Source organism: Sphingobium sufflavum, assembly GCF_021403115.1.
Taxonomy (GTDB): domain Bacteria; phylum Pseudomonadota; class Alphaproteobacteria; order Sphingomonadales; family Sphingomonadaceae; genus Sphingobium; species Sphingobium sufflavum.
In genome coordinates this window covers 121468-146555 of the sequence record NZ_JAJSSH010000004.1, presented here as the reverse complement: position 1 = coordinate 146555, position 25088 = coordinate 121468, and the positions used below count along the sequence as shown (strand labels likewise).

Here is a 25088-nt window from a genome sequence, read left to right as displayed (position 1 = left end):
CCTGGAGAGGATAAGAAATGAACCGCAGTCCGCAGCCCGCACAGTGGGATATAGAGGTCGACCTTGTGGCGATCGGTTCTGGATGTGGCGGTCTCGCCGCGGCCATCACCGCCCATGACCTCGGCCTGAAATCGCTGGTGCTGGAGCGTTCGGACGAAGTCGGAGGCGTCACCGCCTATTCCATGGGTGAGGTATGGATACCGGGCAATCATCTGGAGCAGGAACTCGGCATCGAGGATTCACCGGAGAGCGGGTTCCGCTACGTGGAATCTCTGTCGATGGGCTATGGCGACCCGCGGGCAATCAGGAACCAGGCGGTGCACGGCCCAGTGGCGCTGAAGTTCTTTGAGGAGGCTATCGGCCTCAAAATGCAGGTCATCCGCGATTTTCCCGATTATTATTTCCCGCACAAGAACGACAGCGTGGCCGAAGGCCGTTACCTGGAAGTCGAACCCTTTCCGGCCACCACGCTGGACGAGTGGCAGCACAAGACACGTTTGACACCCCACCTCCCCGCCGGTTTCACCCATCACGACATCTTTCATGGCGGCGGCCTCGCCAATATGCTGGGCTGGGATTACGCCCTGCTGGCGGAGCGGATCGAGCGCGACGAGCGATGCCTTGGCCCGGGACTTGCCGCCTATTTCGTAAAGGGCGCACTCGACCGTGGAATCGGGCTGCACACCGGCACGGCGGCCGAAGAGTTGATCCATGATGGACAGCGGGTCATCGGTGTGAGGGCAAGGCGCGGCGCGCAGGATATTTTCATCAAGGCCAGTCATGGCGTTGTGATCGCGGTCAGTGGTTATGAGCAAGACCATAGTCTGGCCAAGACCCTCAGCAACCTGCTCGACCCGGTGTCCATGGTGATGGGAACCGTGGACGGCGCCCACTTCCGGCTCGCCGGACCGCTGGGCGCGCGCATCGCCCGTGTGCCGGACCCTGCCAATCTCGGTATCCAGATGCCGGGCGAGGAGCATGACAATGGATCCGTTCTGGCGCGTGGCTCCCTTCCTTTTCTGGGACTGCCGCACACCATCGTCGTCAACCGGGCGGGCAAAAGGTTTGCCAACGAATCCTTCTATCGCTCCGTCTATTATGCCGTGGATGCGATCGACGGCGCGACCCAGACCCATCCCAACTATCCGTGCTGGGCCATTCTCGACAGTCAGGGACGCAACAAATATCCCTTTGGAACGGCCATGCCGGGCGAGGATTTACCGGAGGGTCTGGCGGTTCGGGCAGATACCTTGGAGGCGTTGGCCGAAAGGATCGGCGTCGACGCACAGGGCCTGTGCCAGACGGTCGAGACGTTCAACGGTTATGCGGAAACCGGAGTCGATCCGGACTTCAACCGCGGTACGCATCCGTGGGGTGCGGCGATGACCGGTGACCTGACCCACAAGCCTAACCCGAATCTCGGCACGCTCAGCCAAGGCCCCTTCTATGCCGTTGAACTCAAGCGCATGGGCGGCGGCGGCATCACGGGAACAGGGCTGATGGCCGATGTTCATTGCCGGGTCATAGGGTGGGACGATCAGCCGATCGACGGATTATATGTCGCCGGCAACTCCATGGCCCGCCTCGACACCGGCGCAATGATGCAAAGCGGCATCTCAAACGCTCGGGGCATGACGCACGGCTATCTTGCGGCCCATCACGCGGCAGGGCGGCCCAGCGGCCTATTGGAGAGACCGAAAGAAGGTACAACGGCATGATCGAAACCGAACAGTCGATCATCATCGACGCGCCCATAGAGTCCGTGTGGTGTTATGCCGAAGACATCAACTCATGGGCCAGCCTGATGCCGGGCCTTCAAAACTGCGAGATAGTCGATGGGAATGTTTCCCGCTGGACGCTGAAAGTCGGCGTAGGCGCGCTGGTTCGCACCGTGAACGTGGCCGTGCATGTCGATCGCTGGGCCGGGCCGAATGCGGTCGACTTCCGCTACAGTTTGGAACGTGATCCGGTCGAGGGTGGAGGCACCTATCGGGCCAGAAGCGTCAGCGAAGGCCAGACGGAAATTGCGCTGAGTGTCCGGGTAACTGGAACGGGGCCAATGGCGCCTATGTGGGAAGCCATGGGCAAACCCCTGCTGCCGAAGTTCGCGCGCGCCTTTGCAGAGCAATTCAAGGAAGAGGTCGAGAAAGCGTCCCCACCAACAAATAAGGGAGAGCCAAAGCCGAAGTCAGTTTCGGTCCGGCTTCTGGCATGGCTCCGACGGTTCCTTGGTGGGCAATCCTCCGCTGCATGACACTTTAATGGAGAAGAAGGATGAGCGAGAAGAACAAAGCAGTAGTCATCAAGTTCATCAAGGCATTCAGCGACGGTGATGCAGAGACGGCCAAGGCCTGTCTTGCCGCCGATGCCCAGACCGTGGCGAAGGGTTTTGGCAAGCTTTCGGGACCACGACCCTATGCGCTCATCGTCGCAACGACAGCCGCGTTCAAGGACACTATCCCCACCGGTCTCCAGCCCGAATTTCTGACCGTGACAGCCGAGGGCGACCGGGTCGCTGTTGAATTCGAGGGGCATGCGACGCTCGCCAATGGCGAAAGCTACTGCAATCAATATTGCATGGTTTTTACGTTAGCCAATGGCCTCATCAGGAACGTCAATGAATATTACTGCACCATCCTGGCTGATGAAAAAATTCTTCCCCTACTGGAAGGTGTCGAGGCGCAGCGTCCAGCGAGGTTAGCCGAATAATCCTACTGAAGCTTTTCGAGGAGTCATCAAATGGCTCCTCCCTGTCTTACGGACGAGACTGCGAACTGCTGGGCAGGACCGAACCGTCTCAGCCGTTCATCACCGGATTTGCGTTTCCGATGTGTGGAACGACCGTTTTTCCAAGGCATGGGCGGGCCAATGGCAAGATGTTGTCCGACTAAGTCGATATTGGTGGTGATGGGAGCGCGCGATGCCCGTCCGCTTAATCGCCGTTGGTATCGACCATGAATATAATGGGTTTGCCTCGCGACGTCGGGTCCCATCCTGCCGACAACGCGGCCCGCACGCCCCGCGAAGCAATCGCGTCGTTGATATGCAAACGCCCTTTCGGCAATCCTTTCAACAGGCGCTTTGGCGTCGGAAATTCCAGCACGGCTTCCCGTGGCATGTCTTTCTGACGCAGGGAAACCGTCATGCCCTTCCAGCCATCGGAAGAGGACAATTGGGGTTCGCTGAGAAGTTCCCAGTCATATTTGAACCCATCGATTTCGACGGTGCCACCACGGCTGTTTGTATGAAGCATGACATGCCTTTAGCATGCCAGCGGCCGCACTCCACCCATCACTCGTGCTCGTCGCTTGATACTCGTCCAGTTTCCCTGAAGGGTGGGATCAGGGTTTATTTTAATCGCCCAACCAATCGGATAGTATCTCGCCCTTGTGCCCTTCGGGCGCCAACGCCGCGCGCAAAGCTTCCAACAGGGGCGGCAGTGCCTGCGTGAAGGCGTAGGGCGGATTGACGATATAGAGGCCTGCGCCATTATAAATGCCGGGCTGCTCGCGATCATATAGCCAATGCTCCACCACCAGCAATTTCGGGATGCCGAGCTTGCGCAACTGCTTCTTCCACTGCCAATGCGTGGCGCTGTCTTTCAACGGATACCAGATCACCGTCACCCCATGCGCCCATTTGCGGTGAGCAGCGGCGAGGGTGGCGGTAATGCGCGCGCGTTCGTCCGTCTGCTCATAGGGCGGGTCGACCACCACCACGCCGCGCGCGGTGCGGGGCGGCACCATAGCCAGCCACAGTTCGTAGGCGTCGCGCTCATGCACGGCCGCGCTGGTGCCGCGCATCGCGCCGCGCAGGGCGTAAGCGTCTTCCGGGTGCTTTTCGTTGAGGACCAGCAAATCCTGCGGGCGCAAAAGCTGCGCCAGAAACTGGGGCGAGCCGGGGTAAAGCTGCGGTTCGCCGCCCACATTCACCGCCTGCACGGCGGCGCGGTAGTCGTCCAGCAAGGGGTTCGGGTCGGCAAAGGCCCGCAGCACACCCTGTATGGCCTCGCCGGTGCGTTGGGCTTCGTCGCCGCCAAGGTCGTACAGCCCGCAGCCGGCATGGGTGTCGATCAGAGTCAGCGCGCCCTGCTTAAGCTGCAAGGCCCGCACCAAGGCGATCAGGAGGCTGTGCTTCACGACATCGGCGCTGTTGCCAGCATGGAAGGAGTGGCGATAATTCATGGTGACTCAAAATCCAGACGATCTGCCTTTAGACGAGCTGCTGGACCTTCTGCAAAGCGAAGTTATGGCTGCGCCGGTATTGCTGGGCACGGTCGCGCTTGCGGGCGCATATCTGGCAGGTCATGGCAATCCCATTGTTGGGGATGGCATTGCCGCCGGTGCTCTCGTCGCAGTCATCGTAACTGTGCGGGTCAGCGCCAGCCTCATCTGCACGCTCTATGTGAACACGGTCCTCCATATGGAGGCGCTGGCGGCGGGTGATCTGACAAGCCCGATCCAATATCGCGATTGTGTCGGCCGCATGACCAAGGCGATGGCGGTGTTCCGGGATAATAGAGAGCAGGTCAGAGCCTCTGCTGAGTCGGCGACCGCTGTCGTGGCCCAACTCGGGCTCGGCTTGGACGCCATGGCATCAGGCAAAATGACCTACACTATCGCCACAGCTTTTGTGGGTGGCTATGATCGCCTCCGCATGACGTTCAACCGTACTGTCGAAGGGTTATAGGGCAGCCTGTCGAACGTCGTGGCCTCTGCGCAAAGTGTGCATTCTGGGTCGGCCGAAATCCGCGCGGCGTCGGAAGATCTTTCCCGTCGGAAGGAGCAGCAGGCCGCATCGCTGGAGGATGGCGGCTTTCTGGTGGAGAACGCCGCCACGGCCGACGCGGCGTGGGCCATGGTCGACAGGGGCCTCACCTTCGACATCCTCGTGACCGATGTGCAGATGCCGGGCGAGATGGACGGTCTCGACCTTGCCCGCAGGGTGAGCGAGCGGTGCCCCGGCGTCCGCATCATCGTCATGTCGGGTTTCACCTCGCTTGCCGATTTCGACAGGCGGCTCGGCAAGTTCCTGAGAAAACCGTTCACCTGCACAACACTGGCGGCCACGATCACCTCATATGACGGCGTTGCCTGATCCCTGATCCGATTGACTGTTGGTGTATGCGGTTCGCAGCCCGGTTTAGCGTTCGACCACATCGTGGCGCATCGGCGCCAGACGTGACAGCAGGCGATTTTGCGCGGGGAAGGATATGCCCTGTTCCCGCATGACCGCCTGCAATATCTCGACCATACGATTCATGTCCGCATGTTGTATGCCAAGATCTTTGTGCGACGCCTTCATGTCCCGCCCGGAATAGGAACAGCCTGCGTTGAGGATGTAGCAGAACTGCTCGAACAGCGTGCGTTTCAACCGCACCATGTCGTGCGATACGAATATCTCCCCGATCACCGGGTCGTTGTGGCTCTTGTCGATCAACCGGTCGACGATGCGCCGGATGCCATCCTGACCCCCGAACGCTCTGGCTATATCATCCCCGACAAAGGGCCGCGCCGCTGCATTGGCGTCGTCGACGACATAGGGCGTGACAGCCGTTTCGCCGGGAACCGCGTAGGGCGTGGCCTGCGCGAGCAGAAGAAGAGGGAAAAGGCTGACCGTCATGTCGGAAATCCCGTGTCAGAAGGCGGTTTGTAGCGAGAAGAGCACGCCGCGCTGATCCTTGACCGTCGCGATGGAGCCAAGATCGGTATAGGCGGCCGTCGCGGTCAGGTGGCGGTTGATGGCATAGACGGCGAATATATCGTACCAGTCGTCCTCCCGCGCGATACTGAGTTTGTCGGGTTTCGACCGATATTCCGCACCCACCGCCATGCGGCGCGACACTTGCCAGCCCAGCGATCCTTCGAACTGCACGGAATAGGCGTCGCTCTTGTCACCGCCATAACCCAGGATGCCCATCTGGTTCGCCTTGGTCAGGCGAACCGTGCCACTCGCGAGAATGCTCTGGCCGAGGAGCAATTTGCTGGCGGACGCATAATAATCGACCCCGCTGTCATGCTGTGCGCCGATGGCGCGGACGACGGGTCCATTGCGGTTATGCTTATATTGCGCGCCGACCGCGATGGCGGGCAGGCGGTCATAGACGAGATCGCCCGCAACCCTCACCTTCGCCCCGACGATGTCCTGCTCGAACGCATAGTCCCTGCCCAGACCCAGCAAGGCGCCGATTTCGCGGGTGTTGAACCGCTGGCGTGCAATCGACAGTTCGACGCGATCGAACAGGCCGACGGCCGCGCCGACGCTCCGGTAATCATAGTCGCGCAGTTCGACGAGGGTTGCGTGGGCGGACAGGCCGATCCCGTCGCGCGTCTCGTTGCCCGCAATCACCGCCCAAGGTGTCAGACCGCCACCGGAGGCGCCCTCCAGCGACGTGATGCCGTTGGTCAGCAGCAGCTTGCCGCCATTGCGCAGTTCCTTCGCATGGATAGGCGTCATGCACCATTGCGCTGCCGCCAAAGCGGCAACAGCAAATTTTATGTAATTCGCGCGATGCGCAGAAAATGTCCGGCGTCCCATGGCATTGGAGCTATCGCGACATGGTTAACAAATCATGCACGCGACAAACCAAAAACGCCCGGAGTTTAAGTGTTTCTCAAGCCCGCCCGGTTATAGCCGGATACATGAAATATATGGCTCTGCTCGTTGGCCTTGCCGCCATGACCAGCCCCTGCGTGGCGGGCACGCTCGATCTGCGCGTAGTGGACAGCGCGGGCAAGCCCGTCCCGGATGCCGTGGTCACGGTCGTCCCGGCCGTCGGCATACCGTCCGGCCCGATCAGTTTCCCATGGGGCACGACCATGGCGCAGGAGAATATCAACTTTCAACCGCATGTGCTGATCGTGCCGGTCGGTGCGACGATCCGTTTTCCCAATCACGACACCGTGCGGCATCATATCTATTCCTTCTCCAAACCGGCCAAGTTCGAGTTCAAGCTGTTCGGCAAGGACGAAACGCGCAGCTATCGCTTCACCACGCCGGGCGCGGTCGCGCTGGGCTGCAACATCCACGACAAGATGAGCGCCTTCATCAAGGTAGTTAGCACACCCTATGCGGGCAAGAGCGCGGCCAACGGGTCGGTGCGCATCACCAACCTGCCCGAAGGGGCGGCGCAGGTGACCGTGTGGCACCCGGAACTGCGCGCCAAGGACAATGAGATGGTCCTTCCCATCAGGGCGACGTCCGGGTCGGTGAGCCAGACTGTCACGCTGGCGCTGCGCCGATCCGGCTGACATCATGCGAGCCGTCCTTATCCGGGTAACAGACTATATAGGGGCGATGGGCAGACGCCTGTCTGTCCGTATGACTATCTTCTACGCCGCGCTGTTCGTCGCGGTGACGGGGTTGTCCCTGTTCGGCACGCAACTCGCGATCGAGCGTTACGCCGAACGCAGCGTCCACCGGGAGATGCTGGCCGGTGCAGCCGTGTTCAACCGCATAGCAGACATGCATTTCGACCAGCTCGGACAGGCCAGTCAGGTGCTGGCCGCGGACTTTGGATTCCGAACTGCCGCTGCGACGGGCGACGCACCAACCATAGCCTCCGCGCTCGACAGCCTCAAGGGCCGCCTTGGTCTGGACGACGCCGTGCTGGTCACCATCAACGGTACGATCATCGGCGACGGCAGCGCCATCTCCGTGCGGGAGCAGGAGGCGATCTATTCCGCGCTGGACGAAGGCAGCACGCACGGCATCGCACACTGGGGCAAGGCGAACCATATGGTCGTCGCCTCTCCGATCCGGGCACCGGTGCTGATTGGCTGGGTGGTCTTTGCCAAGGATCTCCGACCCGGCGACCTTCGCCAATTGGCGAGCCTCTCCGCCGTGGACCTCAAGCCGGTGGTTCTTCCCGCCAGTTCGCTGCCCATGGGCTTGCGCCAGGGGAATAATCCCACCGTCGAACTCGAACGACATGGCCAGCGTTTTCTGGTGCAAGCCATCGCGATCCGCAATTTCGGGTCGCACGCGCGCCAGACACTCCTCCTCGAATTCAACCTCAGCGAGGCGATGGCTGCCTATTCGCCGATATTGTGGAGCCTTCTGGCCTTTGGCGTGACGGGCGTGGTGCTCGCCATATTGGGAAGCTGGGTTCTCGCCAAGCGATTGTCCGACCCGCTGATCGCACTCGACGCGGCGGTGCGGCAGGTTGGCACGGGAGAGCGGGTCAGCCTCGCCATCCGGTCGAGCGACGAAATCGGCCGCCTCGCCCGCAGCTTCAACCGGATGGTCGAGGATATCGCCGCGCGTGAGGAAAAGATCCTGCACATGGGTCTCCACGACGAACTGACGGGCCTGCCCAATCGTGCACTGCTGGAGGAACGCATCCGCTATGTCCTGCAACGCGGGGCCGCAGACGCACAATTCTGCATCCTGTATCTCGATCTCGACAATTTCAAATCGGTCAACGAGACGCTCGGCCACCTCGCAGGCGACGCGCTGCTCTGCGAAGCGGCGCAGCGGTTGCGGCAGCACAGTCCCGACATCTTCATCGCCCGCTTGAGCGGCGATGAATTCGTCCTGTTGCTCGAAGACGGCCAATCGCCCGACGTAACCGCCGACATCGCCCTGCGCGCCATGGCGCAGCCCTTCTTCATTGGAGAGAACCGCATCGACCTGGGGGCGAGTGGCGGGATCGCGGTGGTCGGCCCTGACGGCGCGGACGCCATCACACTCCTCAAGAATGCGGAACTGGCGCTGCATCGCGCCAAGCAGGAATCCCGTGGCACCGTTCGCTATTTCAAGGCGAAGATGGATGCCGATGCCCAGAAGCGCCGGGCGCTGGCGGCCGACCTGCGCGAAGCGCTCCAGCGCAACGAACTGGAACTGCATTTCCAGCCTTTGTTCAATCTGAAGCAGGACCGCATCACCGCGTTCGAGGCGCTGATGCGATGGCGGCACCCGGAGCGGGGATATGTGTCGCCCGTGGAGTTCATCCCGATTGCGGAGGACACCGGGCTGATGATCCCGTTCGGCGAATGGGCGCTTCAGGAAGCCTGTCGCACGGCTGCGCAATGGCCAGATCATGTGCGTGTGGCGGTCAATATCTCGCCCGTGCAGTTCCGGTCCGACGCCCTTGCCCAGATCGTGCTGCGCTCGCTCGCCGCCAGCGGGCTGGCCCCGCACCGGCTCGAACTGGAAATCACCGAGAGCCTGTTCATCGACGATGTCGAGACGACATTGGGTAGCCTCAACGCGCTGCGCCAACTGGGGGTCAGGGTCGCGCTCGACGACTTCGGCACCGGCTATTCCTCGCTTGCCTATCTGCGCAGTTTTCCGTTCGACAAGGTTAAGATAGACCGCAGCTTCATCGTGGACCTGATGAAGGACAAAGGGTCGACCGCGATCATCAAGGCGATCACCGCCCTCGCGGACGCCCTCGGCATGGAAACCACGGCGGAAGGCGTGGAGCATGGCGAGGAGGTCGAAATTTTGCGGGCACAGGGCTGCACGCACATTCAGGGCTATTATTACAGTCGGCCCGTTCCCGCACTGGATGCCGGGAAACTCCTCGAAGTTCGGTCTGATAGCCAGGCGGCTTGACGCGGTGTTCGCTCGGCGGCCACTCCGCCTGCACATTCTCAGTCTTGGGTGAGGCCCGTCTGCTTTTCCGGGCATGCGCTGAACAAATGATCCTTTTCGTAATGGCAAGCTTCGAAAACGAAGGGGACGGATGATCCCTACCTTTATCGCCTGTCGAACCGCCTATGGGATTCATCCGGCCGGATTCTCGACACCGTCGAACTGGCGTTTGGCATCAGACAGATGCATTTCGATCCGACGCAGGGCTTCTCCCTGAACGGAAAGCCCTATCGCCTGCGTGGCGTGGGCTATCATCAGGATCGCGAGGACAAGGGCTGGGCAGTCACGCCCGCAGATATCGAGCAGGATGTCGCAACGATGCGTGAAATGGGTGCTAACAGCATCCGTCTGACACATTATCAGCATGGGCAACCCGTCCATGATCTCGCCGATCGCTATGGCATGATCCTTTGGGACGAAATCCCGCTCGTATCGGCCTGGACGCTGGGAGAGGCGAGGGAGGCATCCCCCGGTTTCATCGACAATGCCCGCCAGCAACTGACCGAGCTGATCCGTCAGAATGAGAATCATGCGTCTGTATCTTCGTGGGGTATCGCCAACGAAGTGGATTTCGGCAACTCGCTGCCGATGTTCCTGACCGGTTCCAAAGGCGCTCCGCCGGATCCCCTGCCGCTGCTCAGGCACATGAACGACTATGCCAGGACGCTGGATTCCAGCCGTCCAACGGCGCTGGCGACCTGTTGCGAAGGGCGGCTGTTCGCGCCCGGCATCGAGGTGCCCGTTACCGCGCCTGAAGCTGAACTGAGCGGCGCGAACCGATATTTCGGCTGGTACTATGGCAAGCCGGAGGAACTGGGCGCCAGCCTCGACGCGCTGCACGCGCATCGCCCCGGTCAGCCGCTCTCCGTCACCGAATATGGCGCAGGGGGCGCAACGACGATCCATACCGACAATGTACTCGGCGGACCGATCGATTCCCGCGGCCGCGCCCAGCCGGAGGAGTATGAAAGCCATGTCCATGAACAGAATTGGGCGCAACTGGCCGCCCGGCCCTATTTATTCGGAACATGGCTTTGGGCGGCGTTTGATTTCGCGAGTACCGTGCGCAGTGAAGGCGACGCGCAGGACATCAATACCAAGGGACTTGTCAGCTTCGACCACAAGTTGCGGAAGGATGCCTATTATTTCTATAAAGCGAACTGGTCGAAGGAACCGACCGTTTACATCACAGGCCGCCGTTATGTCGATCGCGCCTATGGTGTGACGGATGTGCGTGTTTACAGTAACGCGGCATCGACGCAGCTTTTCCTGAACGGGAAGAGCGTCGGTCAGCTGTCCGGCTGCATCCAGAATGTCTGCGTCTGGCGCAATATACCTCTCGTCGAGGGCGCCAATATTCTTGTTGCTCAAGGCGCGGTGAACGGGTCCATTGTCGAGGACCGCATCGAATGGCGCCTCTCACCAGACAGGGTACGAACCCTTCGTATTGACAGCGGCGCGCTGGTTGCCGCCAAAAGTGCGGTCGGCATCTATGGTTCGGATAACTTCTTCGAAGGCGGCGAGGCTGGCTCGATCGTGGAACGAGCCGACTATGGCAAGGCCGCCAAACCCGTATCGATCGCAGGAACATCCGAAAGCGCCGTCATGGCCACCTATCGCGAAGGCGATTTCCGGTATCGGATCCCTCTCGAAAAGGGCCTCTACCGGGTTAAGCTGACCTTTGTCGAACCGTCGGTCGCTGCTGGGCCACGCCGCTTCTCGGTGATAGCCAATGGCAAGGTTGCGATCGGCGAATTTGATCTGCGTAAAACGTCTCTGACCGCCGGGACAGCCATGGAACGAAGCTTCTCCGTGTCGGTCACGGAGGATATGCTTGACCTTCACTTCCGACCTACGGCTGGAAAAGCGATCGTCTCGGCGATCGAGATCGCCCGTCGCTGAGAGAGGGATTCTTACGGAGACGAAAGTAGGATCGATCCATCCCGGCCGCTCAAGCTGCAAACTGATACTCAGTTGCAGACTAATTGCTTTTCAGGAGAATAAAGCAAAAATACTGTAGAGCTGTCAAAATCAGAAATTTTATGTTGTTGATCCGCTTTGTCCTTGAAAACAGAAATTCATGTTGAATAGCAACAATCTATGTCTGATGCTATGGTATGTCATAACAGGTTAGCAACCTTTTTAGGCTGTCGATGTTGCCTAGGGCACCGCTTGTTCCCCTCATTCGTCGGCGCGTCCTCGTCGCCGAATCCGGTTGGCAGAAGAAAGTCCTAGTGGATCGGAGCGCGGCTGGGCGTCCTCGTCAATGCAGGCGGCTTTGCCCGCAATCAGGAGATGCTGGGCAAATATATGCTGGGACCGTAGGTGCAATGGCCTCAGGTGCCCGCAGAGATTATGTAGAGCGCTACAAGGTTGCCGACAGATCTATCGACAAGGCAATTCCGGTAGGTTGGGTTGAGGGTGGCTATCCCCACAAGGCGGACACGATCGATGGACTGGCCCGGAGTATTGGTGTCGATCCGGCTTCATTGACCGCAACGGTGGCGCGGTGGAATGGCTTTGTCGCGGGCGACCGGGACGAGGATTTCCATCGCGGTGAGCGGGCCTATGACAATTGTGACTTTGTAAGCGACCCGTTTTCGAAAGCCAGTTCTCTTGGGGCGATAGCGGGGGTACCCATCTACGCGGTCCCCGTAGTGCCGGGTGACGTCAGCACTTATGGCGGTGTCGTGACGGATGAGATAGCCCGCGTGATCCGTGCTGACGGGGGTGGCATAGGGCGGCCTGTGCCACGGGGGGCACGCCGCTTCGGTGATGGGCAATGACTATCCCGGCGCCGGGGCGAGCATCGGCCCTTCAATCACCTTCGGCTTTATCGCGGCGAACCATGCCGTAGCCATTGGTCGCTAAGTGCCAGCCGAAGTGCACAGGCAGATGAACAGACGTTCCACTTTTAAAGAGCGAGAGTTGGTCTGAACGGCTAGGACAGGTCGTCAATCGCCTTGCCGTGTCCATATCTTGGTCTGGCAGATGAAAAGGACGCAACCCGTTACGGCCAGTTTGTCCGGCTCTTCGAGGGCAAGGCTGGAGCGATAGCTGCGCCCGGCTTTGGGATCATAGGCTTTCCCGTTGTCCCAGCCTTTAACGGAGCGCGTAAAGTCGATGAGGACGGACGTGCCGACCAGCGGACGGGATCGTGCAGCCGGGTCGGGATTGCTGATGTCCTTTGCGGGAGCAGCGGGATCGAGCACGCGGGTGATGGTCCCCCATAATCTTGTCCCGCGCATCGCGACATGGATGATCGCCGACTTGTCGTCCGTGAGCCAATTCCCTGTCACCGTCTGGGCGCAGGCTGGGTGGGGCAGGGTCAGCACCAGCGCGCAGAGAAGGTAACGGGCTTTCATGGTCTTTCTCCCCGGAAAGGCGGCGCTGGATCTGGCAGGCGCGTCAGGCGGATAATCGACCGCAGCAGTCGGGGTTGCATCCTGAGCAAAGAGATGCCGGCCGATCTTAGCATGGTTGCCTCCGTCGCGCGTTGCAGAAGCATGCCGCGCCTGACCTGCGGCCCGACCATTTTCGCCAATGCCCTGTGATAGTCGGCCGCCGAACGGCCCGCCATGATGAATTGCGCAGCGAGCCATGCGCTGCGCAAGGCGATGGCCATGCCGTCGCCGGTCAGCGATGGCGTCATTGCGGCCTGATCGCCAAGGCGGAACACCGGGCTTTCCCCGCGCCCGCGCGGCAGCCGCCCATAGGCGAGGTTGGCGGCAGTCAGGGGCTTCGAAAAAAGGGGCTGTGCGTCAATAAGGGCGCTCAGCGCGGGTGACAGTCCGCCGAGTGACATCAGGACATCCTCCCAACGCCCGCCCAATGCCGCGAGGCGACTGCGACGGATCACAAGGCAAAGATTGGCGGTATCGCCTTCCACCAGTTGAAGCCCGGCATACCCGCCCTGCATGAGGTTAAGTTCGATGCAATCTTCCAGCAAGCGGCGGATGGAGGCGTTGGCGCGCCAGTGCATCTTGAAACCGACATGGGCATCAAGGACCGGCGGAGCCTCGATACCCTCTGCGCGCACAGGAAGCTTTCCCGTTGCCAGCAAGATGACGTCCGCGCGACGGGGGCCTTGGCTGGTCGATGCGGCGTGCGTTTCGATCTCCGTCACGCGCACCCCGCGCTCCACCACCACGCCTGCCTTTTCAGCAAGATGCAGCAGTGCCTCGTCAAGCAGGCGACGGCTCAGGCCGCGGGCGACGAACGGCAAGCTTCTCTCGACAGTCTGGCCGTTGGAGATGACGCGGATATGGTTGATGGGAACCGCGCCCAGGGCAGCGAGGTTGATGCCAAGATCCTCCAGATGCTTCTGTGCCTCGATGGACAGAAATTCGCCGCAGATCTTGTCCGCAGGACTGGAATGACGTTCCAGGACATGGACGGTCCGGCCCGCCCGTGCGAGCAGTGTCCCCGCCGCGCCACCTGCCAGTCCGCCGCCCACGACCAGAACATCCGTCATTCACGCCACCGCGTCACGCACAAGCGGAAAGGGACATGCCATGCCACTCTGGCCACGCCCTCCACGCCCGCCGCGCACAGCAGGCGATCCCAATCCGCTCTGCGGAAGGAACGGGCGACCGACAGCGGGCCATCGTGCCGGACGAACGGGTGCCATCGCATGGCCGCCGACAGTGCCCGAAAGCCATGATAGGCGACCGGATGACGGTGAAGGTCGTTGATGAACCAGCCGCACCGTGCGCGCCGGTCTATCCAGCGGATGAAGCACAGGATTTCGGCGTCGCTCATGTGATGGGTGACAAGCGAGCTGATGACGAGGTCGATCGGCTCATCTTCGGATAGCGCGAAGATATCGCCGGTTCGATAGTCGATCGCCATGGAGTCAGGCGTGGCCGCGCGCGCTGACGGAAGGCTGCGGGGGTTGAGGTCGATGCCGATCAGGCGGATGTCCGTCTGGCGCCGCTTTGCATACCGACTGATCGCTCGCAGCATGTCTCCCGCGCCATAGCCGACGTCGAGCAGGGTCAGCGGTCGCCCCGCCGCTCGCGCGAAGGCCTGAGCTATAAAGCGGAGCGTCGGAGGGCGGGCAAGCGTGACACTGTTGACCTTGGCGAGATCGTGGAGGCAGGCCGCAAATTCCGCTTCGGACACTTCGTCCCCGTCCATCCACTCTGGCTCGGCGGAACGGATGCGCAGGTCCGGCATCAGGGGAGCAGGCGAAAGCGGAAGGTCTCGGCGGCGAGGCCGGGACCGAAGGCCATGGCCATCCCGCGCTGGGGATCGTCTCCGGGGGTGCCCTCCCGGAGCATATGGGCCAGCACGAACATCAATGTCGCGGACGACATATTGCCATGGTCACGCAACACGGCGCGCGAGGGGGACAGCGCATTCGGCGCGAGGTCCAGTCCGTGCTGAACCGCGTCGAGGATCGTCCGGCCGCCCGCATGGACGGCCCAGAGATCGAAAGACTTCGGCGCTTCACCGCGCAGCAGGCCAGACGGATCGTTGCGCACCATTTCCAGCCGCAGCGCCTCGCCGATCCGTACAGGCACCTCGCCGCCCAGATGCATGTCGAAGCCCTGATCCCCGATCCTCCAGCTGATCGCATCGGCGGACCCGGCTATGGTGGTCGCGCGGAAATCGTCGAGCGCGATACCATGGCTGTCCGCGCTGACGATGGCCGCAGCAGCGCCGTCGCCGAACAACAGCATGGCCAGCAGGCTTTCGAGATCGCCGGACCGCTGGAAATGCAACGTGCAGAGTTCCAGCGTGACGACCAGAACGCGGGCCGTTGGGGTCGAGCGAACGATATGGTGCGCGGTGCGCAACGCGTTGACCGCAGCATAGCAGCCCATGAATCCCAGCACGCTGCGCTCCACGCCCGGATTGAGACCGAGACGCGCGGCAAGGATCTGATCGAGACCCGGTGCCATGAAGCCCGTACAGGAAGCGACGATAAGATGGGTAACCGCAGCGGGATCGAAGCTCGTCCCGATATTCTCAATGGCGTTCAGCGCAAGGGCAGGGGCGTGTTTTTCGTAGCGTGCCATGCGCACGCTGGTGGTGGGCCAGTCGCCCGCCCCGTAAAAGCCGTCACGGTCGCTGATCGTGCCATCGGCGAGTGTGATAGGTTCGAGGAAGGAAAAGCGTCGCTCTATGGCGGCTCGTCCCACCATCCGCTCAAACAGCCTCCGCGCCTTGGGATCAGGCAGCGTGGCCGTGACGAAATCCACAAAGGCCTCATGCACCTCGAATGGCGGATTGGCGGTTCCTATGGCGTTGATATGCGCGACCACCGTCATGGCGCGCGACCAATCAGCACAGCGTTCAGTCCGCCGAAGGCGAAGCTGTTGGAGATGACGACTTGCTGGTCGATGGGTTTGGGCGTGAGGACCAATGGCAGGTCGCAGTCAGGGTCCGGTCCGATATAATTCAGGGTCGGGGGCGCCATTCCTTCCCGGATCGCCATGATGCCGAGGAGAAATTCCATCGCTCCGGTCGCGCCGATCATATGGCCATGGGCGGATTTGGTGGCGATCACAGCGTGGCTGCCCAGCGTGCCGTAGACCGTCCGCAGGGCCCGCGTTTCGGCTGCGTCGTTAAGGGGGGTTCCGGTACCATGCGAGGAGATCAACGCCGGAGTAGCGGGATGGATGCCCGCATCTTCGTGCGCAGCGCGGATGGCAGCGACGATGCCGTCCGTATCCGGCGCCGTGATATCGCGCGCATCGCAACTCGCGCCATAGCCGGCCACCTCCCCCAAAATCCGCGCGCCACGAGCACGCGCATGGTCCTCGCTCTCCAGGACCATCAGGGCGGCGCCCTCGCCCAGCACCATGCCGCAGCGGTCCCGCGAGAATGGGCGACACGCGTCCGGGGCCATCGCGCCGAGCGACTGCCAGGCCACCCAGGAACCGGGGGTTAGGCACGCCTCCGCCCCTCCGGTAATGGCGACGTCCACACGGCCACTGCGGATCATGTGCATCGCCTCGCCGATGGCATGGGTGGACGATGCGCAGGCGCTCGCCAGGACGAAGGTCGGCCCCTGCACGCCGAATGTCATCGCAATGTGGGATGCGGGCGCGGAGATCATAGAGGAGGGGATCGTCTGGGGATGCACCTTGGCGGCGTGGCGGGCATAAAGCCGCTCGTAGGCCGCATCGACGGTGGCATTGCCGCCGCTGCCGCATCCGACCACCAGCGCGGTCCTGCGTTGCAATACCGGATGCCCGACAAGACCCGCTGCCGTCAGGGCTTCGTCGGCTGCGGTCAGGGCATAGAGCGACAGCGGATCGAGCCGACCGAGACGGCGCCAGTCGGAGCATTTTGCTAATTCTTCTGCATTCTCGATAGCCGCCGCGACACCGGACAGCCCCGGCCGATCCAGCCTGCGTATCGCGCCCTGTCCCTTACGCGCCTTTGCCCATGTCTGTTCAACACCGGTGCCGAGGCCGCTGACGCACCCCATTCCGGTTATCACGACGCGCTGCGTCATTGGACCACGAGGGCATTCACATGATCTACCAGCGCGCCGAGATTCATGTCCGTAGAAATCTGCGTAGGGTCGATCTCGACGTGGAAGCGATCCTCTATCTCGAACAGGATGCTGGCCAGGTCGAGCGAGGAAATGTCCAGTTCCGCGAGCGTTACGTCCGCGCGCAGTTTTTCCGGAGCAACACCACCTTCTGCCGAGACGATTTCAACAATCTCATCAAGGGTTGCAGGCATGATATATCTCCCAGGCAATCCCCGTTGAACACACAATGGGCGGCGCTGGGCGCAGCGTCAACAGGAGCGAGTGACGGAAACGAAGTTGTCTTCTCGCAGGCAAAGGGTTTGGGGAGAGCTAGACACCAAAACCCTGTCGAGCGATCCGGCCGAGGAAAGGCAGACGATCTGCTATTAGTGAAATTTGGCGCATGAGCGGTCGGAGAGGGGGCAACGCCCAGCGACGAACCCGACAATCACCTGATCGCGCTGCTGGTCGGTGCACAGGAGTCACGCGCTGAGGTGGTGCCGGAAATTCGGACAGGGTGCTAAGCTAATCCCGACCTGAGGAATGGACGGGAATGAAGACGACGAGGAAACGGTATTCGGCTGAATTCAAGGCCAAGGTGGCGCTGGAGGCAATCCGTGGCGATCTGACGCTGGCAACTGGGCGCCAAGCATGGCATCCACTACACGATGATAGCGGCGTGGAAGCGGCAAGCGGTTGGTCGCTACAGCTACTATGTCTGCAATGAGAAGGCCACTGCGGGGGCCGAGAGTTGCAGCAGCAGGCAGATCCGGCGGGATGCCCTCGACCGCATCGTCCTCGACGGACTGCTCCAGCGGGTGTTGGCTCCGAGCCGCCTTCGGCTGCTGCTCGCAGGGAACGCATCGCCGCCGAGACGCGTCAGCGCCGCCTCCTCGAACTCATCGAGGAAGGCCTCATGACCCTCAAGGACACAGTGTTTGCCAACAAGCTGGCCGAAAGCCGCGCGTCGATCTCCGCACTGATGGAAACCGAGCGGAACTTGGCATCGCAGCTCGAAAATTCTGGCGAGCAGATCGACGAAGCCGCTCTTGCGCGTTTTGGCGCCATGCTCCGCCGTGAGATCACACAGAGCAACAGCGAATTTCGCCGCGCCTATGTCCGGCTGCTCGTTTCGAACATCACCGTCAACGACAATGAGATCACCATCACGGGATCGAAAGCTGCGCTCGAAAACGCTGTCCGGAAGGGCGACCCCGCTGCTTGTGCAGCGGTGCCCAGTTTTGACCGGAAATGGTGCCCAGAAGAGGACTTTGCGTCCCACCTCAGAAAACGGCAGAAAACCTAGGGTTTCGCAGAAACGGACTGCGGACCTTGGAGCATCCATTTGTAGCAGTTTCTGGAGCCTCCACAAGCCTTTCCGCACGATGCGGGTCCGCCTTTTGGGACTCGAACCGCCGTCTAATCTGGTCGTGCATGGCGATACTAATTTCAGGCCGTGGAGTGGCAACCTTTCCCGCCCGAAGGTGAGGCCGGTTGCCATTCTCGTTACTTCTGCATCGCGCCGGTAATCAGCGGGTGGACGCTAACTGTTGCCCCCGGCCCTCAGATTTGAGAAACGGCCTTATGCAATAGAGGTTAAGGGTGGGCAACGAGTATAAGGATTGGTCGACCCTTACATTCGAGCAGCAACTAGACATCCTCAATGGGGAGCCGCCGCATGATGCGGTAGAACGCGCGCGTCAACGATCTGCAGCCAAAATACTAGAGGGCTTGCCGATAGATCAGTGGCCGCCGTTTGAAGTCATCTGGGATTTGTCCCCCGAGGGTCAGAAATGGGCGCTCGACGGAGTACGCAAACCAGAGTTTGAGAAAGCCTATCCTGACGGCCTTGAGGTCGAATGGGTGCGACTATCCGACCTTGACAGGAAACTCACCCCGTTCAGCCACAGAACCCCCGAAGAAGTTTGGGGGATAGGAGACGACAGTAAAGCAGCAAGAGTGCTTTTCGAATGGATTGAGGGGCGACCAATTACCCCGCCGCTGCTACATCCCGTGTCAACAAACCAGTGCTGCCTTGGTGGAGGAAATCATCGACTAGCAGTGGCGCGCGCCAAAGGAGAAGCGGTTGTTCCCATGCTCATAGCTCCTTCCGAAAAAGCCGTGCTGGTCCATATTGTGCCTTTTCTGCCCACTATAGGTACATCGCCCATAGGCAATCAGTCATAGACATGGGAAGTCATCGAGCCACGCATGCACGGTCAGACCAATTCTAAGGAGTCAGTATGGCGGACGACAAAGAGGTAGGCTTGCTCTATTCGATGATAGTTAGGGCAGATAAACTCGCGACCGAATTGCAAGAAATATACCAACGTGACTTGGAAGAGAAAAATATCAGCCCCGAAGCCTTAAATCTAACTCACGAAGTTATAGAGAAATGCAGCAATACACTCGATCAGAGTATGTCCGTGCTGTTTCAGCGGGAGATTAGGCCGCATCTTCAAAACCCTCCCGTGAAGGGGGGCTACTTCCCTGCGGGTAAGGATGAGAACGCTTATCGCTCGACTCTAGGCCAATGGGGCGCTGCCGACCTTAGAAGTATTAATCCCTCCGTTGATGCCAAGCTGCGATCCCTCCAGCCTTTCACAGACGACAAGAACGGTATCTATGCGCGGATTAAGGGGTTTGCCGCTCACAAGCATACTGGCCTCCGCCCACAACTTAGGAGTGAGCAGCGCAGGGTCAACGTGACAAGGCCGGGTGTAGGTGGGGTTTCGTGGGGACCGGGCGTCACGTTCAGCGGCGCAGTTAGCGTCATGGGCGTCCCAATAAACCCGTACACACAGATGCCTGCACACAACCGGGACATCGACGTGACCGTAGAGAACTGGGTCAGGTTTCTAATCGAGGATACTGGTGAGGACGCTTTGGCTTTCTGCAAGTCAGCGATCTCGGCCACCCGCACAGCGATAGCGAAGCTGTTTTAATAGAGCGTATATGCGTCACTTTTCAGAGGCTCCGGGCTTCGTCATGGCCGATCCATGAAGCCGCTCCGGAAACCCTCTGAAAAGTGACCGGCCACGAGTGCCGCAGGCATCGACTTAATCGAGGTTATAGCTGGGCGTTTCGAGGCGAGATAAAACGCGGCTAGCAGAGGAGGCCCATTATGAGTGAGTCAGACCCTATCGTGTTCGCTGCCTTGGCCGCAGGGATGCCGGACAACGAGCTAATCACCGAGATTCATACTGCTTCGCCAATATCCGCGCCGCCCGAGTGGCTTCAAGCATTGGTTGATGAAGCGTCCGCCCGACGAATTGAGATTAGCGAGGCGGACCTTGCCCTGCTTAGCTCCGGTGGCCTGTTCCATTAGCGACTGGGAGAGAACCTGCCGCGCATGGCAATCTAGATTTCAGGCCGGGCAATGGCATGCCAGCGAGTTCGATGACGAGATAACCACCTTACCCACAGTTTTAATTTTGGGCCGCCTCAGATAGTCAAACACCTTGTATGTCGAAAAGGCCAAGGAATCTCACGATTCGCATCCATTCAGACGTTGTTAGGTGCCAACGAAGCGAGTCTGTTCAGCGATGAGCCGAGCCGTTAATCATACGTTTATCCTCTTGCGTCGAGATTCGGCTGTGGCACTATCGTTGGTGTCGGGAGTAAGGCTGTTGCGCTAAGGTGCATCGCCACCCGGCCACAGCGGCTCTATTTCCGGTCCAAGGATGTAGGGTGCAGCGAAGAGATTGACCGCCTGCCAGCAAGCGGTCCCGCCCAAACGGATCGCCCCTACGTCAATCTCTTCGCTGTCCGCAGTGTGTTTCAACACACACATCCTTGCAAGCAGATTTAGCGGTACCTGCGCCGAGGTGTTTAACGCCTCGTACAAATTGGCTGATTTTGGTGGCGGTCAGTTTGCGCCGCTCAACTCATCGCCATGTAGCTGGCGCTGCCAAAACTTGGTGCCCAGATGGAACGGCCTAATACCAATTAGATATTGCTGCCGCCCCTACAGCCGTTAAGCCATAGGGGCGGGTCGCTATTCACCTTGTCACTCGCGCCCTGTAGGCTGCGGTTTTTGGCCCGTGGTTCTTGCGGCTGGTGCCGCCATGGTAGTTGGCCACCGCCTGCGGCCATTCGCCTGTGCGCTGGTAATCGTCCCGCAGATGAAGCGCGGCAACCTCCGCTGCGGCCTTCGGGCTGCTATATGCGTCGATGCCGTACCGCTTGAGGAAACGGTCCCGAGTGTCTGGGATAATCTGGTAAACCGTCCGGGCACCAGCGGATGAAACTTGATCCGCATTGGATCGCTCACCCTTGGTGCGGATAGCCTTCATGCCCCCGGATGGTAGGCCGTACTTCTTCTCCAGCGTTGCCTCTATCTTGTCGTAAACGGGGTCGCGAAACGAGTGCCCGTCGCCGGGTTTATCTCGCCGGTTTCTGAAATGGTTCACCGGGTCAGCGCCAGCGGCAACTTCACGGTTGATGCGGGAAAGGCGGTCGATGCCGCTTTCGCCCTTAATACGTCTATAGGGGTCTACCCCTTTCGCACTGGCTACACCGCGAGCCACCCTCGCGGACACGTTCGCCGCAGCCGCAGCTTTCAATTCGGACATGGGAATGATAACCTGTGTCACCCCGGCCCGGTCGCTGTTCACAGTGAATACGGAGATAGCCGGGCTGTTGGTGCGAGGGTCTTGCAGGCGGCGAATATCGTAGGACTTGCCAAAGGCACCCTTGGCATAACCTGCCGCCTTCAAATGAGAGTCTATCGCCCCGGCCACGATCTTGTCGGCCTCGTCCGGTTGCAGACCTAGCAGTCGGCCGATGGGGACCGTGTTGGGTCTGTTCTCCCATGCTACCGGGCCGTACTGCTCCACCTCCCCGGACGCGAACACGGTGGTCGAGACGTGTTTAACAATGTCCGCCATGGGCATCGGGGACGTTCGGGCGATGATCGCTGCCCGTCGCCAGATGGCATTATACACAACTTTCTGGGCGCTTTCGTTCATGTTGGTGCGGCCCCATGGTGCCCATGTGCTCATGTCGGCAACCGCTGCCTTTATCTCCCTTTCCGCGTTCTTCCGCTCTGCCGGTGGCATGGTGGCGGTGCTGTATTGGGCGGGATTGTTGAACGCCCGAGCAAAGGCGACGTTCGGCCCAACCGCTCCCACGATGCTATCGAAATTGGCCATCTGCTCATAAAGACTGCCATAGTAGGCCATGGCCGCAGCAGGGTTATGTTTGTTCAGCGCGGACCATTCCTTGTGGGCAACCTTAGTCGCCTCGCTATAATTCTCCCCTATCGACGCCGTGACCTTTGCCCGGATTTTGTCACGGACCAGCGGGGAAACCCAGCCATCGCCGCGATAGGCTTTGACGATGCGGGAGTAATCCCCCTGTTCATAGTCATTGTTGGCGAGGACGTTGATGAGGGGTTCCTTGACGCCAGCGGCAACGGATGTGCGGACATTGCCGCCAGCCCATGCGAGGGTTGCAGCGGTATTCTCTGCCGCGTCCTCTGCTGCATCCCGATCAAGCTGGAACTGCTGGGCGTCCTCCCGGTCCTCAATCTGCCATTCGCGATCCTGCCGCCGCTGATCGCCTGCGATGGCACTATCAAGCCCGGCCATCTGTTTGCCCAGAATGGCGTCAGCGTCGATCATATCATGGTCAAAGCCGGTGCGCCGCTTGATCTTGTCATTGAACGCTCGCCAGCGATCCCCCAGCCCATTGACGCCGCCCGGCATGGAGTGCCCCAGCTTCACCAGCCGGGCCTCACTCTCCAGCTTTGTATATTCGTCGGCAAGCGCAGGGTTGGACAGAAGGAGGCTGTTTTCTGCCCGCTTCGCGTAGCTGATTTCCGCATCCTCCAGCGTCGTGCGGTCCTTGTCGTCTAGCACGTCGAGGAACCCGGACGCTTTCATCAGGCGCACGACATAGCCGTTGCCGCTCTCCGCTGCCCGCCGATATGCGCCTTTCAGGCTGCCCACATAGGTTGCGTCGTCCATGCCATGCGGCTTGATGAGGGCGGTTCGCATGTTGTTCGTGGCCTGCACGAAGGCCGCGCTTTCCTCGTCCGTGGGATCGCTGAGGGCGTCGGCATCGACGGCATGGCGCTGGTACACATCGCTCTGGGTAGCGACATTGCCGCCATAGCTGGCCTTTGCTTCCTCCTGACCCCAGACGTATGCCTTCTTGGCGATAGTCTGCATGACGGGGCCGATCTGTTCGAACACAGCGCCCTGCACCAGCCTGTCCGTATAGGGATCGCCGGTCGTCAGTTTCGCCATGCTATCGGAGACATATTTGGCGCGGTCCCCATCCGTCATCTTTTTGAGGTCGTCCTCCTTGGCTTGGGTTTCCTTGACCCAATTGCCAACGGCTTCCTGCACCCGGTAGTGGACAGCGCCCTCAACGTAGGAGGACTGCCCGAATATCTTGGAGAAGGCCCCGTTGGAGGACTTAATCTCCTCCCCTGCCTGCTTGCCCATCTGGGTCACAGCGCCCCGGATATATTCCTCTTGCTGCCGACGCTGCACATGGGGTTCCAAAACCCGCTCGAAGAAAGCCCCCAGTTGCGGGCCGAGCATCGGGGCGGCATCTTGACCCACGACCACGCCGCCACGGCTTTCACCGCCGACAAGCTGTGCTCCACGGGAATTGCCCTGTGCGGAGGGAGAAACCTGCACAGGGTTCGGGCCGGTGAAGGCAAAGGTCTGCTTCGCCGGTTGGCGGGTTTCAAATCCAGAGGGCATTAGTGCTGTTGCTCCCCGTGCGCCGCGATGGCCGTGCTGAGCGCCATACGGATCGCTAGGATAGCTGCCTCGCTATGGCGGGAAATCTTCTCAATATGCTCGTCGGTGGGCTTACAGCCGCAGGGGGTATAATGCGCTAAAAGCAGGGCCGCGAACGCGCTGTGCAGCGGTTGGAGTTCAGTGCTGCCGATGGCAACGGGTTGCTCTGCCATGGGTTCGGTCTGGGTCGGTACGTTCAATTCTGATCCTCTGTGCTGACGATGCGCCCGCCAAAGCTGGGGTTCGGCGTCCATCCCTTTTGTACGACATGCGGCTGCCCGGCCTGATGCTGGGCATAACGGCGGTCGCTCTGGAACCCGCCACTATAGGAACCACCCTGCGCTGCATCCTTCCCCGAGAAGGGAGATTTCCCGACGAAGGCCATCCGGGCCGTTGGGGTGTGGATGACAGGGGCCGCGCGATCCCGTGACGGTGCATAGGAAGCGCCGGGGGCAGCGTCCTTGCCAGAGAAGCCAGAGGGCGAACTAGCGTGTTGCGCCGTGGCGATGGCTGGTGTGTTCGCTGGCGATGCCGGTTCATAGGCGGACATGCTGCCCGTATCCATGTCAAGGTCATCGAAGGAGAACCCAAGCGCGGCCTCCACTTTCTCCCGGTTCTGGGCATCCGCCGCCGACAACTGCCCGGACTTCACAGCGAAGGCGATGCTGTCTCTAGCGTACATCTCCGCTACCGATTGCATGGCGGCGGGGTCGCCGGTCTGGTTGTATGCGGCGAGGGCTTGACCGTAGGCGGCGACGGTCTGGGGATCGCTGGCGTCGATCAGGCGCAGGGTATGCAGAAGCCGGGGCGCGATGTCCGGCCTGCCTGTGGCGAAATCGCTGAGCGCCCGCTCATAGGCAACCTGCTGTGTCATGCCTGCGCTGATATTGGTCTGGGCAGCGCGCCCTACCGCTTTGGCGTCATGGCCAGCGTCGTGGATGAGGGCGAGGGCTGCATTGATCTTGACGAGGGTTTTAGCGTTGGGGGTGTTCAATTTGGTTCCTTGGAATCTGCGGCCCGGTCGGGGCCAATGTATTTAGCGATGAACGCGGGCGTCGATGCGAGGAACCTGTAAAGGTCCGCGATCCGCGATTGGTCGGAGTAGGGGCATCCTGCCACTTCCCATTCCGTGAGGGTGTCACCAGCCACGGCTAGGGCTTCGGATAAGTCATCCGCTGACATGCCGGTGAGTGGGGCCGCTGGTTTCCCGTCATGGCGAGGCCAGTTCAGCCGATGCCGGTCATGGT

Annotated in this window: 27 protein-coding genes and 1 pseudogene; 15 read left to right on the top strand and 13 right to left on the bottom strand. The window is 60.7% G+C overall.

Features of this window, described 5'->3' with window-relative positions:
- Positions 1-17 precede the first annotated feature (17 nt).
- From LWE61_RS08345 to LWE61_RS08335, 3 genes are read left to right on the top strand one after another with little or no spacing between them, the layout of a single operon-like run.
- A complete protein-coding gene (locus LWE61_RS08345) occupies positions 18-1718 on the top strand; it encodes an FAD-binding protein (RefSeq protein ID WP_234149600.1) in 1701 nt (566 codons plus the stop codon).
- Positions 1715-2254, top strand: a complete 540-nt coding sequence (locus tag LWE61_RS08340; protein ID WP_234149599.1) for a CoxG family protein — start codon at positions 1715-1717, stop codon at positions 2252-2254. Before LWE61_RS08345 ends, LWE61_RS08340 begins: the two co-directional genes overlap by 4 nt.
- Before the next feature lie 20 nt (positions 2255-2274).
- Positions 2275-2709: a nuclear transport factor 2 family protein gene (locus tag LWE61_RS08335; protein ID WP_234149598.1), complete on the top strand. Its 435-nt coding sequence runs from the start codon at positions 2275-2277 to the stop codon at positions 2707-2709.
- Positions 2710-2932: 223 nt separating this feature from the next.
- On the opposite strand, the gene LWE61_RS08330 is transcribed toward LWE61_RS08335, so the two are convergent.
- Together LWE61_RS08330 and LWE61_RS08325 are read right to left on the bottom strand one after the other, a co-directional pair.
- The gene (locus tag LWE61_RS08330; RefSeq protein WP_234149597.1) at positions 2933-3253 is read right to left on the bottom strand and encodes a hypothetical protein; all 321 of its coding nucleotides are present in this window, start codon (positions 3251-3253) and stop codon (positions 2933-2935) included.
- Between the two features lie 100 nt (positions 3254-3353).
- A complete protein-coding gene (locus tag LWE61_RS08325) occupies positions 3354-4184 on the bottom strand; it encodes a 23S rRNA (adenine(2030)-N(6))-methyltransferase RlmJ (RefSeq protein WP_234149596.1) in 831 nt (276 codons plus the stop codon).
- On the opposite strand from LWE61_RS08325, the gene LWE61_RS08320 reads away from it, so the two are divergent.
- Together LWE61_RS08320 and LWE61_RS08315 are read left to right on the top strand one after the other, a co-directional pair.
- Entirely contained in the window at positions 4183-4689 is a 507-nt protein-coding gene (locus LWE61_RS08320; protein ID WP_234149595.1) for a hypothetical protein, read from the top strand. The two genes, LWE61_RS08325 and LWE61_RS08320, sit on opposite strands and share 2 nt — an antisense overlap.
- A gap of 36 nt (positions 4690-4725) precedes the next feature.
- Positions 4726-5097: a response regulator gene (locus tag LWE61_RS08315; protein ID WP_234149594.1), complete on the top strand. Its 372-nt coding sequence runs from the start codon at positions 4726-4728 to the stop codon at positions 5095-5097.
- A 45-nt stretch (positions 5098-5142) separates the two neighbouring features.
- Here LWE61_RS08315 and LWE61_RS08310 read toward each other — a convergent pair whose 3' ends face one another.
- Positions 5143-5622: a group I truncated hemoglobin gene (locus LWE61_RS08310; protein WP_234149593.1), complete on the bottom strand. Its 480-nt coding sequence runs from the start codon at positions 5620-5622 to the stop codon at positions 5143-5145.
- Between the two features lie 15 nt (positions 5623-5637).
- Positions 5638-6456 (bottom strand): DUF3034 family protein, encoded by an 819-nt coding sequence (locus LWE61_RS08305; RefSeq protein ID WP_234149592.1) that lies wholly within the window; start codon positions 6454-6456, stop codon positions 5638-5640.
- Between the two features lie 194 nt (positions 6457-6650).
- Here LWE61_RS08305 and LWE61_RS08300 point away from each other — a divergent pair, with 194 nt between their 5' ends.
- The 4 genes from LWE61_RS08300 to LWE61_RS08285 all read left to right on the top strand — a co-directional run bounded on the left by LWE61_RS08300 (position 6651) and on the right by LWE61_RS08285 (position 12383).
- The gene (locus tag LWE61_RS08300; protein WP_234149591.1) at positions 6651-7250 is read left to right on the top strand and encodes a cupredoxin domain-containing protein; all 600 of its coding nucleotides are present in this window, start codon (positions 6651-6653) and stop codon (positions 7248-7250) included.
- Positions 7251-7296: 46 nt separating this feature from the next.
- Positions 7297-9558, top strand: a complete 2262-nt coding sequence (locus tag LWE61_RS08295) for a putative bifunctional diguanylate cyclase/phosphodiesterase (protein WP_234149590.1) — start codon at positions 7297-7299, stop codon at positions 9556-9558.
- A 222-nt stretch (positions 9559-9780) separates the two neighbouring features.
- Positions 9781-11499: a glycoside hydrolase family 2 TIM barrel-domain containing protein gene (locus tag LWE61_RS08290; protein ID WP_234149589.1), complete on the top strand. Its 1719-nt coding sequence runs from the start codon at positions 9781-9783 to the stop codon at positions 11497-11499.
- Positions 11500-11750: 251 nt separating this feature from the next.
- Positions 11751-12383, top strand: a complete 633-nt coding sequence (locus LWE61_RS08285) for an FAD-binding protein (protein WP_326490622.1) — start codon at positions 11751-11753, stop codon at positions 12381-12383.
- 168 nt (positions 12384-12551) lie between these two features.
- Here the strand turns inward: LWE61_RS08285 and LWE61_RS08280 are convergent, their stop codons facing one another.
- The 6 genes from LWE61_RS08280 to LWE61_RS08255 are packed head-to-tail and all read right to left on the bottom strand — an operon-like array spanning position 12552 to position 17298.
- Entirely contained in the window at positions 12552-12962 is a 411-nt protein-coding gene (locus tag LWE61_RS08280; RefSeq protein WP_234149587.1) for a DUF2147 domain-containing protein, read from the bottom strand.
- Entirely contained in the window at positions 12959-14071 is a 1113-nt protein-coding gene (locus tag LWE61_RS08275; RefSeq protein ID WP_234149586.1) for an NAD(P)/FAD-dependent oxidoreductase, read from the bottom strand. The genes LWE61_RS08280 and LWE61_RS08275 overlap by 4 nt, the downstream gene beginning before the upstream one ends.
- Positions 14068-14775: a methyltransferase domain-containing protein gene (locus LWE61_RS08270; RefSeq protein ID WP_234149585.1), complete on the bottom strand. Its 708-nt coding sequence runs from the start codon at positions 14773-14775 to the stop codon at positions 14068-14070. Before LWE61_RS08270 ends, LWE61_RS08275 begins: the two co-directional genes overlap by 4 nt.
- Positions 14775-15872 (bottom strand): type III polyketide synthase, encoded by a 1098-nt coding sequence (locus tag LWE61_RS08265; protein ID WP_234149584.1) that lies wholly within the window; start codon positions 15870-15872, stop codon positions 14775-14777. The genes LWE61_RS08270 and LWE61_RS08265 overlap by 1 nt, the downstream gene beginning before the upstream one ends.
- The gene (locus LWE61_RS08260) at positions 15869-17065 is read right to left on the bottom strand and encodes a beta-ketoacyl-[acyl-carrier-protein] synthase family protein (RefSeq protein ID WP_267961648.1); all 1197 of its coding nucleotides are present in this window, start codon (positions 17063-17065) and stop codon (positions 15869-15871) included. Before LWE61_RS08260 ends, LWE61_RS08265 begins: the two co-directional genes overlap by 4 nt.
- Positions 17062-17298 (bottom strand): acyl carrier protein, encoded by a 237-nt coding sequence (locus tag LWE61_RS08255; RefSeq protein WP_234149582.1) that lies wholly within the window; start codon positions 17296-17298, stop codon positions 17062-17064. Before LWE61_RS08255 ends, LWE61_RS08260 begins: the two co-directional genes overlap by 4 nt.
- Before the next feature lie 341 nt (positions 17299-17639).
- Between LWE61_RS08255 and LWE61_RS08250 the strand changes: the two are divergent.
- The 6 genes and pseudogenes from LWE61_RS08250 to LWE61_RS08230 all read left to right on the top strand — a co-directional run.
- Positions 17640-17784 (top strand): annotated as a pseudogene (locus LWE61_RS08250) (transposase); the annotation flags it as partial.
- Positions 17758-18006: a zinc ribbon domain-containing protein gene (locus LWE61_RS20935; protein ID WP_407696218.1), complete on the top strand. Its 249-nt coding sequence runs from the start codon at positions 17758-17760 to the stop codon at positions 18004-18006. The pseudogene LWE61_RS08250 and the gene LWE61_RS20935, both read left to right, overlap by 27 nt.
- The gene (locus tag LWE61_RS08245; RefSeq protein ID WP_234149581.1) at positions 18003-18392 is read left to right on the top strand and encodes a hypothetical protein; all 390 of its coding nucleotides are present in this window, start codon (positions 18003-18005) and stop codon (positions 18390-18392) included. Before LWE61_RS20935 ends, LWE61_RS08245 begins: the two co-directional genes overlap by 4 nt.
- A gap of 296 nt (positions 18393-18688) precedes the next feature.
- Positions 18689-19273, top strand: coding sequence for a hypothetical protein (locus LWE61_RS08240; RefSeq protein ID WP_234149580.1), 585 nt, complete (start codon positions 18689-18691; stop codon positions 19271-19273).
- A 56-nt stretch (positions 19274-19329) separates the two neighbouring features.
- The gene (locus tag LWE61_RS08235) at positions 19330-20031 is read left to right on the top strand and encodes a hypothetical protein (protein WP_234149579.1); all 702 of its coding nucleotides are present in this window, start codon (positions 19330-19332) and stop codon (positions 20029-20031) included.
- Positions 20032-20210: 179 nt separating this feature from the next.
- Positions 20211-20414 (top strand): hypothetical protein, encoded by a 204-nt coding sequence (locus LWE61_RS08230; RefSeq protein WP_234149578.1) that lies wholly within the window; start codon positions 20211-20213, stop codon positions 20412-20414.
- 673 nt (positions 20415-21087) lie between these two features.
- Here the strand turns inward: LWE61_RS08230 and LWE61_RS08225 are convergent.
- The 3 genes from LWE61_RS08225 to LWE61_RS08215 are packed head-to-tail and all read right to left on the bottom strand — an operon-like array spanning position 21088 to position 24835.
- The gene (locus tag LWE61_RS08225; RefSeq protein ID WP_234149577.1) at positions 21088-23802 is read right to left on the bottom strand and encodes a transglycosylase SLT domain-containing protein; all 2715 of its coding nucleotides are present in this window, start codon (positions 23800-23802) and stop codon (positions 21088-21090) included.
- Positions 23802-24041, bottom strand: coding sequence for a hypothetical protein (locus tag LWE61_RS08220; RefSeq protein WP_234149576.1), 240 nt, complete (start codon positions 24039-24041; stop codon positions 23802-23804). The genes LWE61_RS08225 and LWE61_RS08220 overlap by 1 nt, the downstream gene beginning before the upstream one ends.
- Positions 24038-24835, bottom strand: coding sequence for a hypothetical protein (locus tag LWE61_RS08215; RefSeq protein ID WP_234149575.1), 798 nt, complete (start codon positions 24833-24835; stop codon positions 24038-24040). Before LWE61_RS08215 ends, LWE61_RS08220 begins: the two co-directional genes overlap by 4 nt.
- Between the last annotated feature and the right edge of the window lie 253 nt (positions 24836-25088).

Coding starts and splice junctions, on each gene's coding strand:
- LWE61_RS08345 (WP_234149600.1), top strand. CDS start 18: ATGAACCGCAGTCCGCAGCCCGCACAGTGGGATATAGAGGTCGACCTT.
- LWE61_RS08340 (WP_234149599.1), top strand. CDS start 1,715: ATGATCGAAACCGAACAGTCGATCATCATCGACGCGCCCATAGAGTCC.
- LWE61_RS08335 (WP_234149598.1), top strand. CDS start 2,275: ATGAGCGAGAAGAACAAAGCAGTAGTCATCAAGTTCATCAAGGCATTC.
- LWE61_RS08330 (WP_234149597.1), bottom strand. CDS start 3,253: ATGCTTCATACAAACAGCCGTGGTGGCACCGTCGAAATCGATGGGTTC.
- LWE61_RS08320 (WP_234149595.1), top strand. CDS start 4,183: ATGGTGACTCAAAATCCAGACGATCTGCCTTTAGACGAGCTGCTGGAC.
- LWE61_RS08325 (WP_234149596.1), bottom strand. CDS start 4,184: ATGAATTATCGCCACTCCTTCCATGCTGGCAACAGCGCCGATGTCGTG.
- LWE61_RS08310 (WP_234149593.1), bottom strand. CDS start 5,622: ATGACGGTCAGCCTTTTCCCTCTTCTTCTGCTCGCGCAGGCCACGCCC.
- LWE61_RS08305 (WP_234149592.1), bottom strand. CDS start 6,456: ATGACGCCTATCCATGCGAAGGAACTGCGCAATGGCGGCAAGCTGCTG.
- LWE61_RS08300 (WP_234149591.1), top strand. CDS start 6,651: ATGGCTCTGCTCGTTGGCCTTGCCGCCATGACCAGCCCCTGCGTGGCG.
- LWE61_RS08295 (WP_234149590.1), top strand. CDS start 7,297: ATGGGCAGACGCCTGTCTGTCCGTATGACTATCTTCTACGCCGCGCTG.
- LWE61_RS08290 (WP_234149589.1), top strand. CDS start 9,781: ATGCATTTCGATCCGACGCAGGGCTTCTCCCTGAACGGAAAGCCCTAT.
- LWE61_RS08285 (WP_326490622.1), top strand. CDS start 11,751: ATGTTGCCTAGGGCACCGCTTGTTCCCCTCATTCGTCGGCGCGTCCTC.
- LWE61_RS08280 (WP_234149587.1), bottom strand. CDS start 12,962: ATGAAAGCCCGTTACCTTCTCTGCGCGCTGGTGCTGACCCTGCCCCAC.
- LWE61_RS08275 (WP_234149586.1), bottom strand. CDS start 14,071: ATGACGGATGTTCTGGTCGTGGGCGGCGGACTGGCAGGTGGCGCGGCG.
- LWE61_RS08270 (WP_234149585.1), bottom strand. CDS start 14,775: ATGCCGGACCTGCGCATCCGTTCCGCCGAGCCAGAGTGGATGGACGGG.
- LWE61_RS08265 (WP_234149584.1), bottom strand. CDS start 15,872: ATGACGGTGGTCGCGCATATCAACGCCATAGGAACCGCCAATCCGCCA.
- LWE61_RS08260 (WP_267961648.1), bottom strand. CDS start 17,065: ATGACGCAGCGCGTCGTGATAACCGGAATGGGGTGCGTCAGCGGCCTC.
- LWE61_RS08255 (WP_234149582.1), bottom strand. CDS start 17,298: ATGCCTGCAACCCTTGATGAGATTGTTGAAATCGTCTCGGCAGAAGGT.
- LWE61_RS08245 (WP_234149581.1), top strand. CDS start 18,003: ATGACCCTCAAGGACACAGTGTTTGCCAACAAGCTGGCCGAAAGCCGC.
- LWE61_RS08235 (WP_234149579.1), top strand. CDS start 19,330: ATGGCGGACGACAAAGAGGTAGGCTTGCTCTATTCGATGATAGTTAGG.
- LWE61_RS08230 (WP_234149578.1), top strand. CDS start 20,211: ATGAGTGAGTCAGACCCTATCGTGTTCGCTGCCTTGGCCGCAGGGATG.
- LWE61_RS08225 (WP_234149577.1), bottom strand. CDS start 23,802: ATGCCCTCTGGATTTGAAACCCGCCAACCGGCGAAGCAGACCTTTGCC.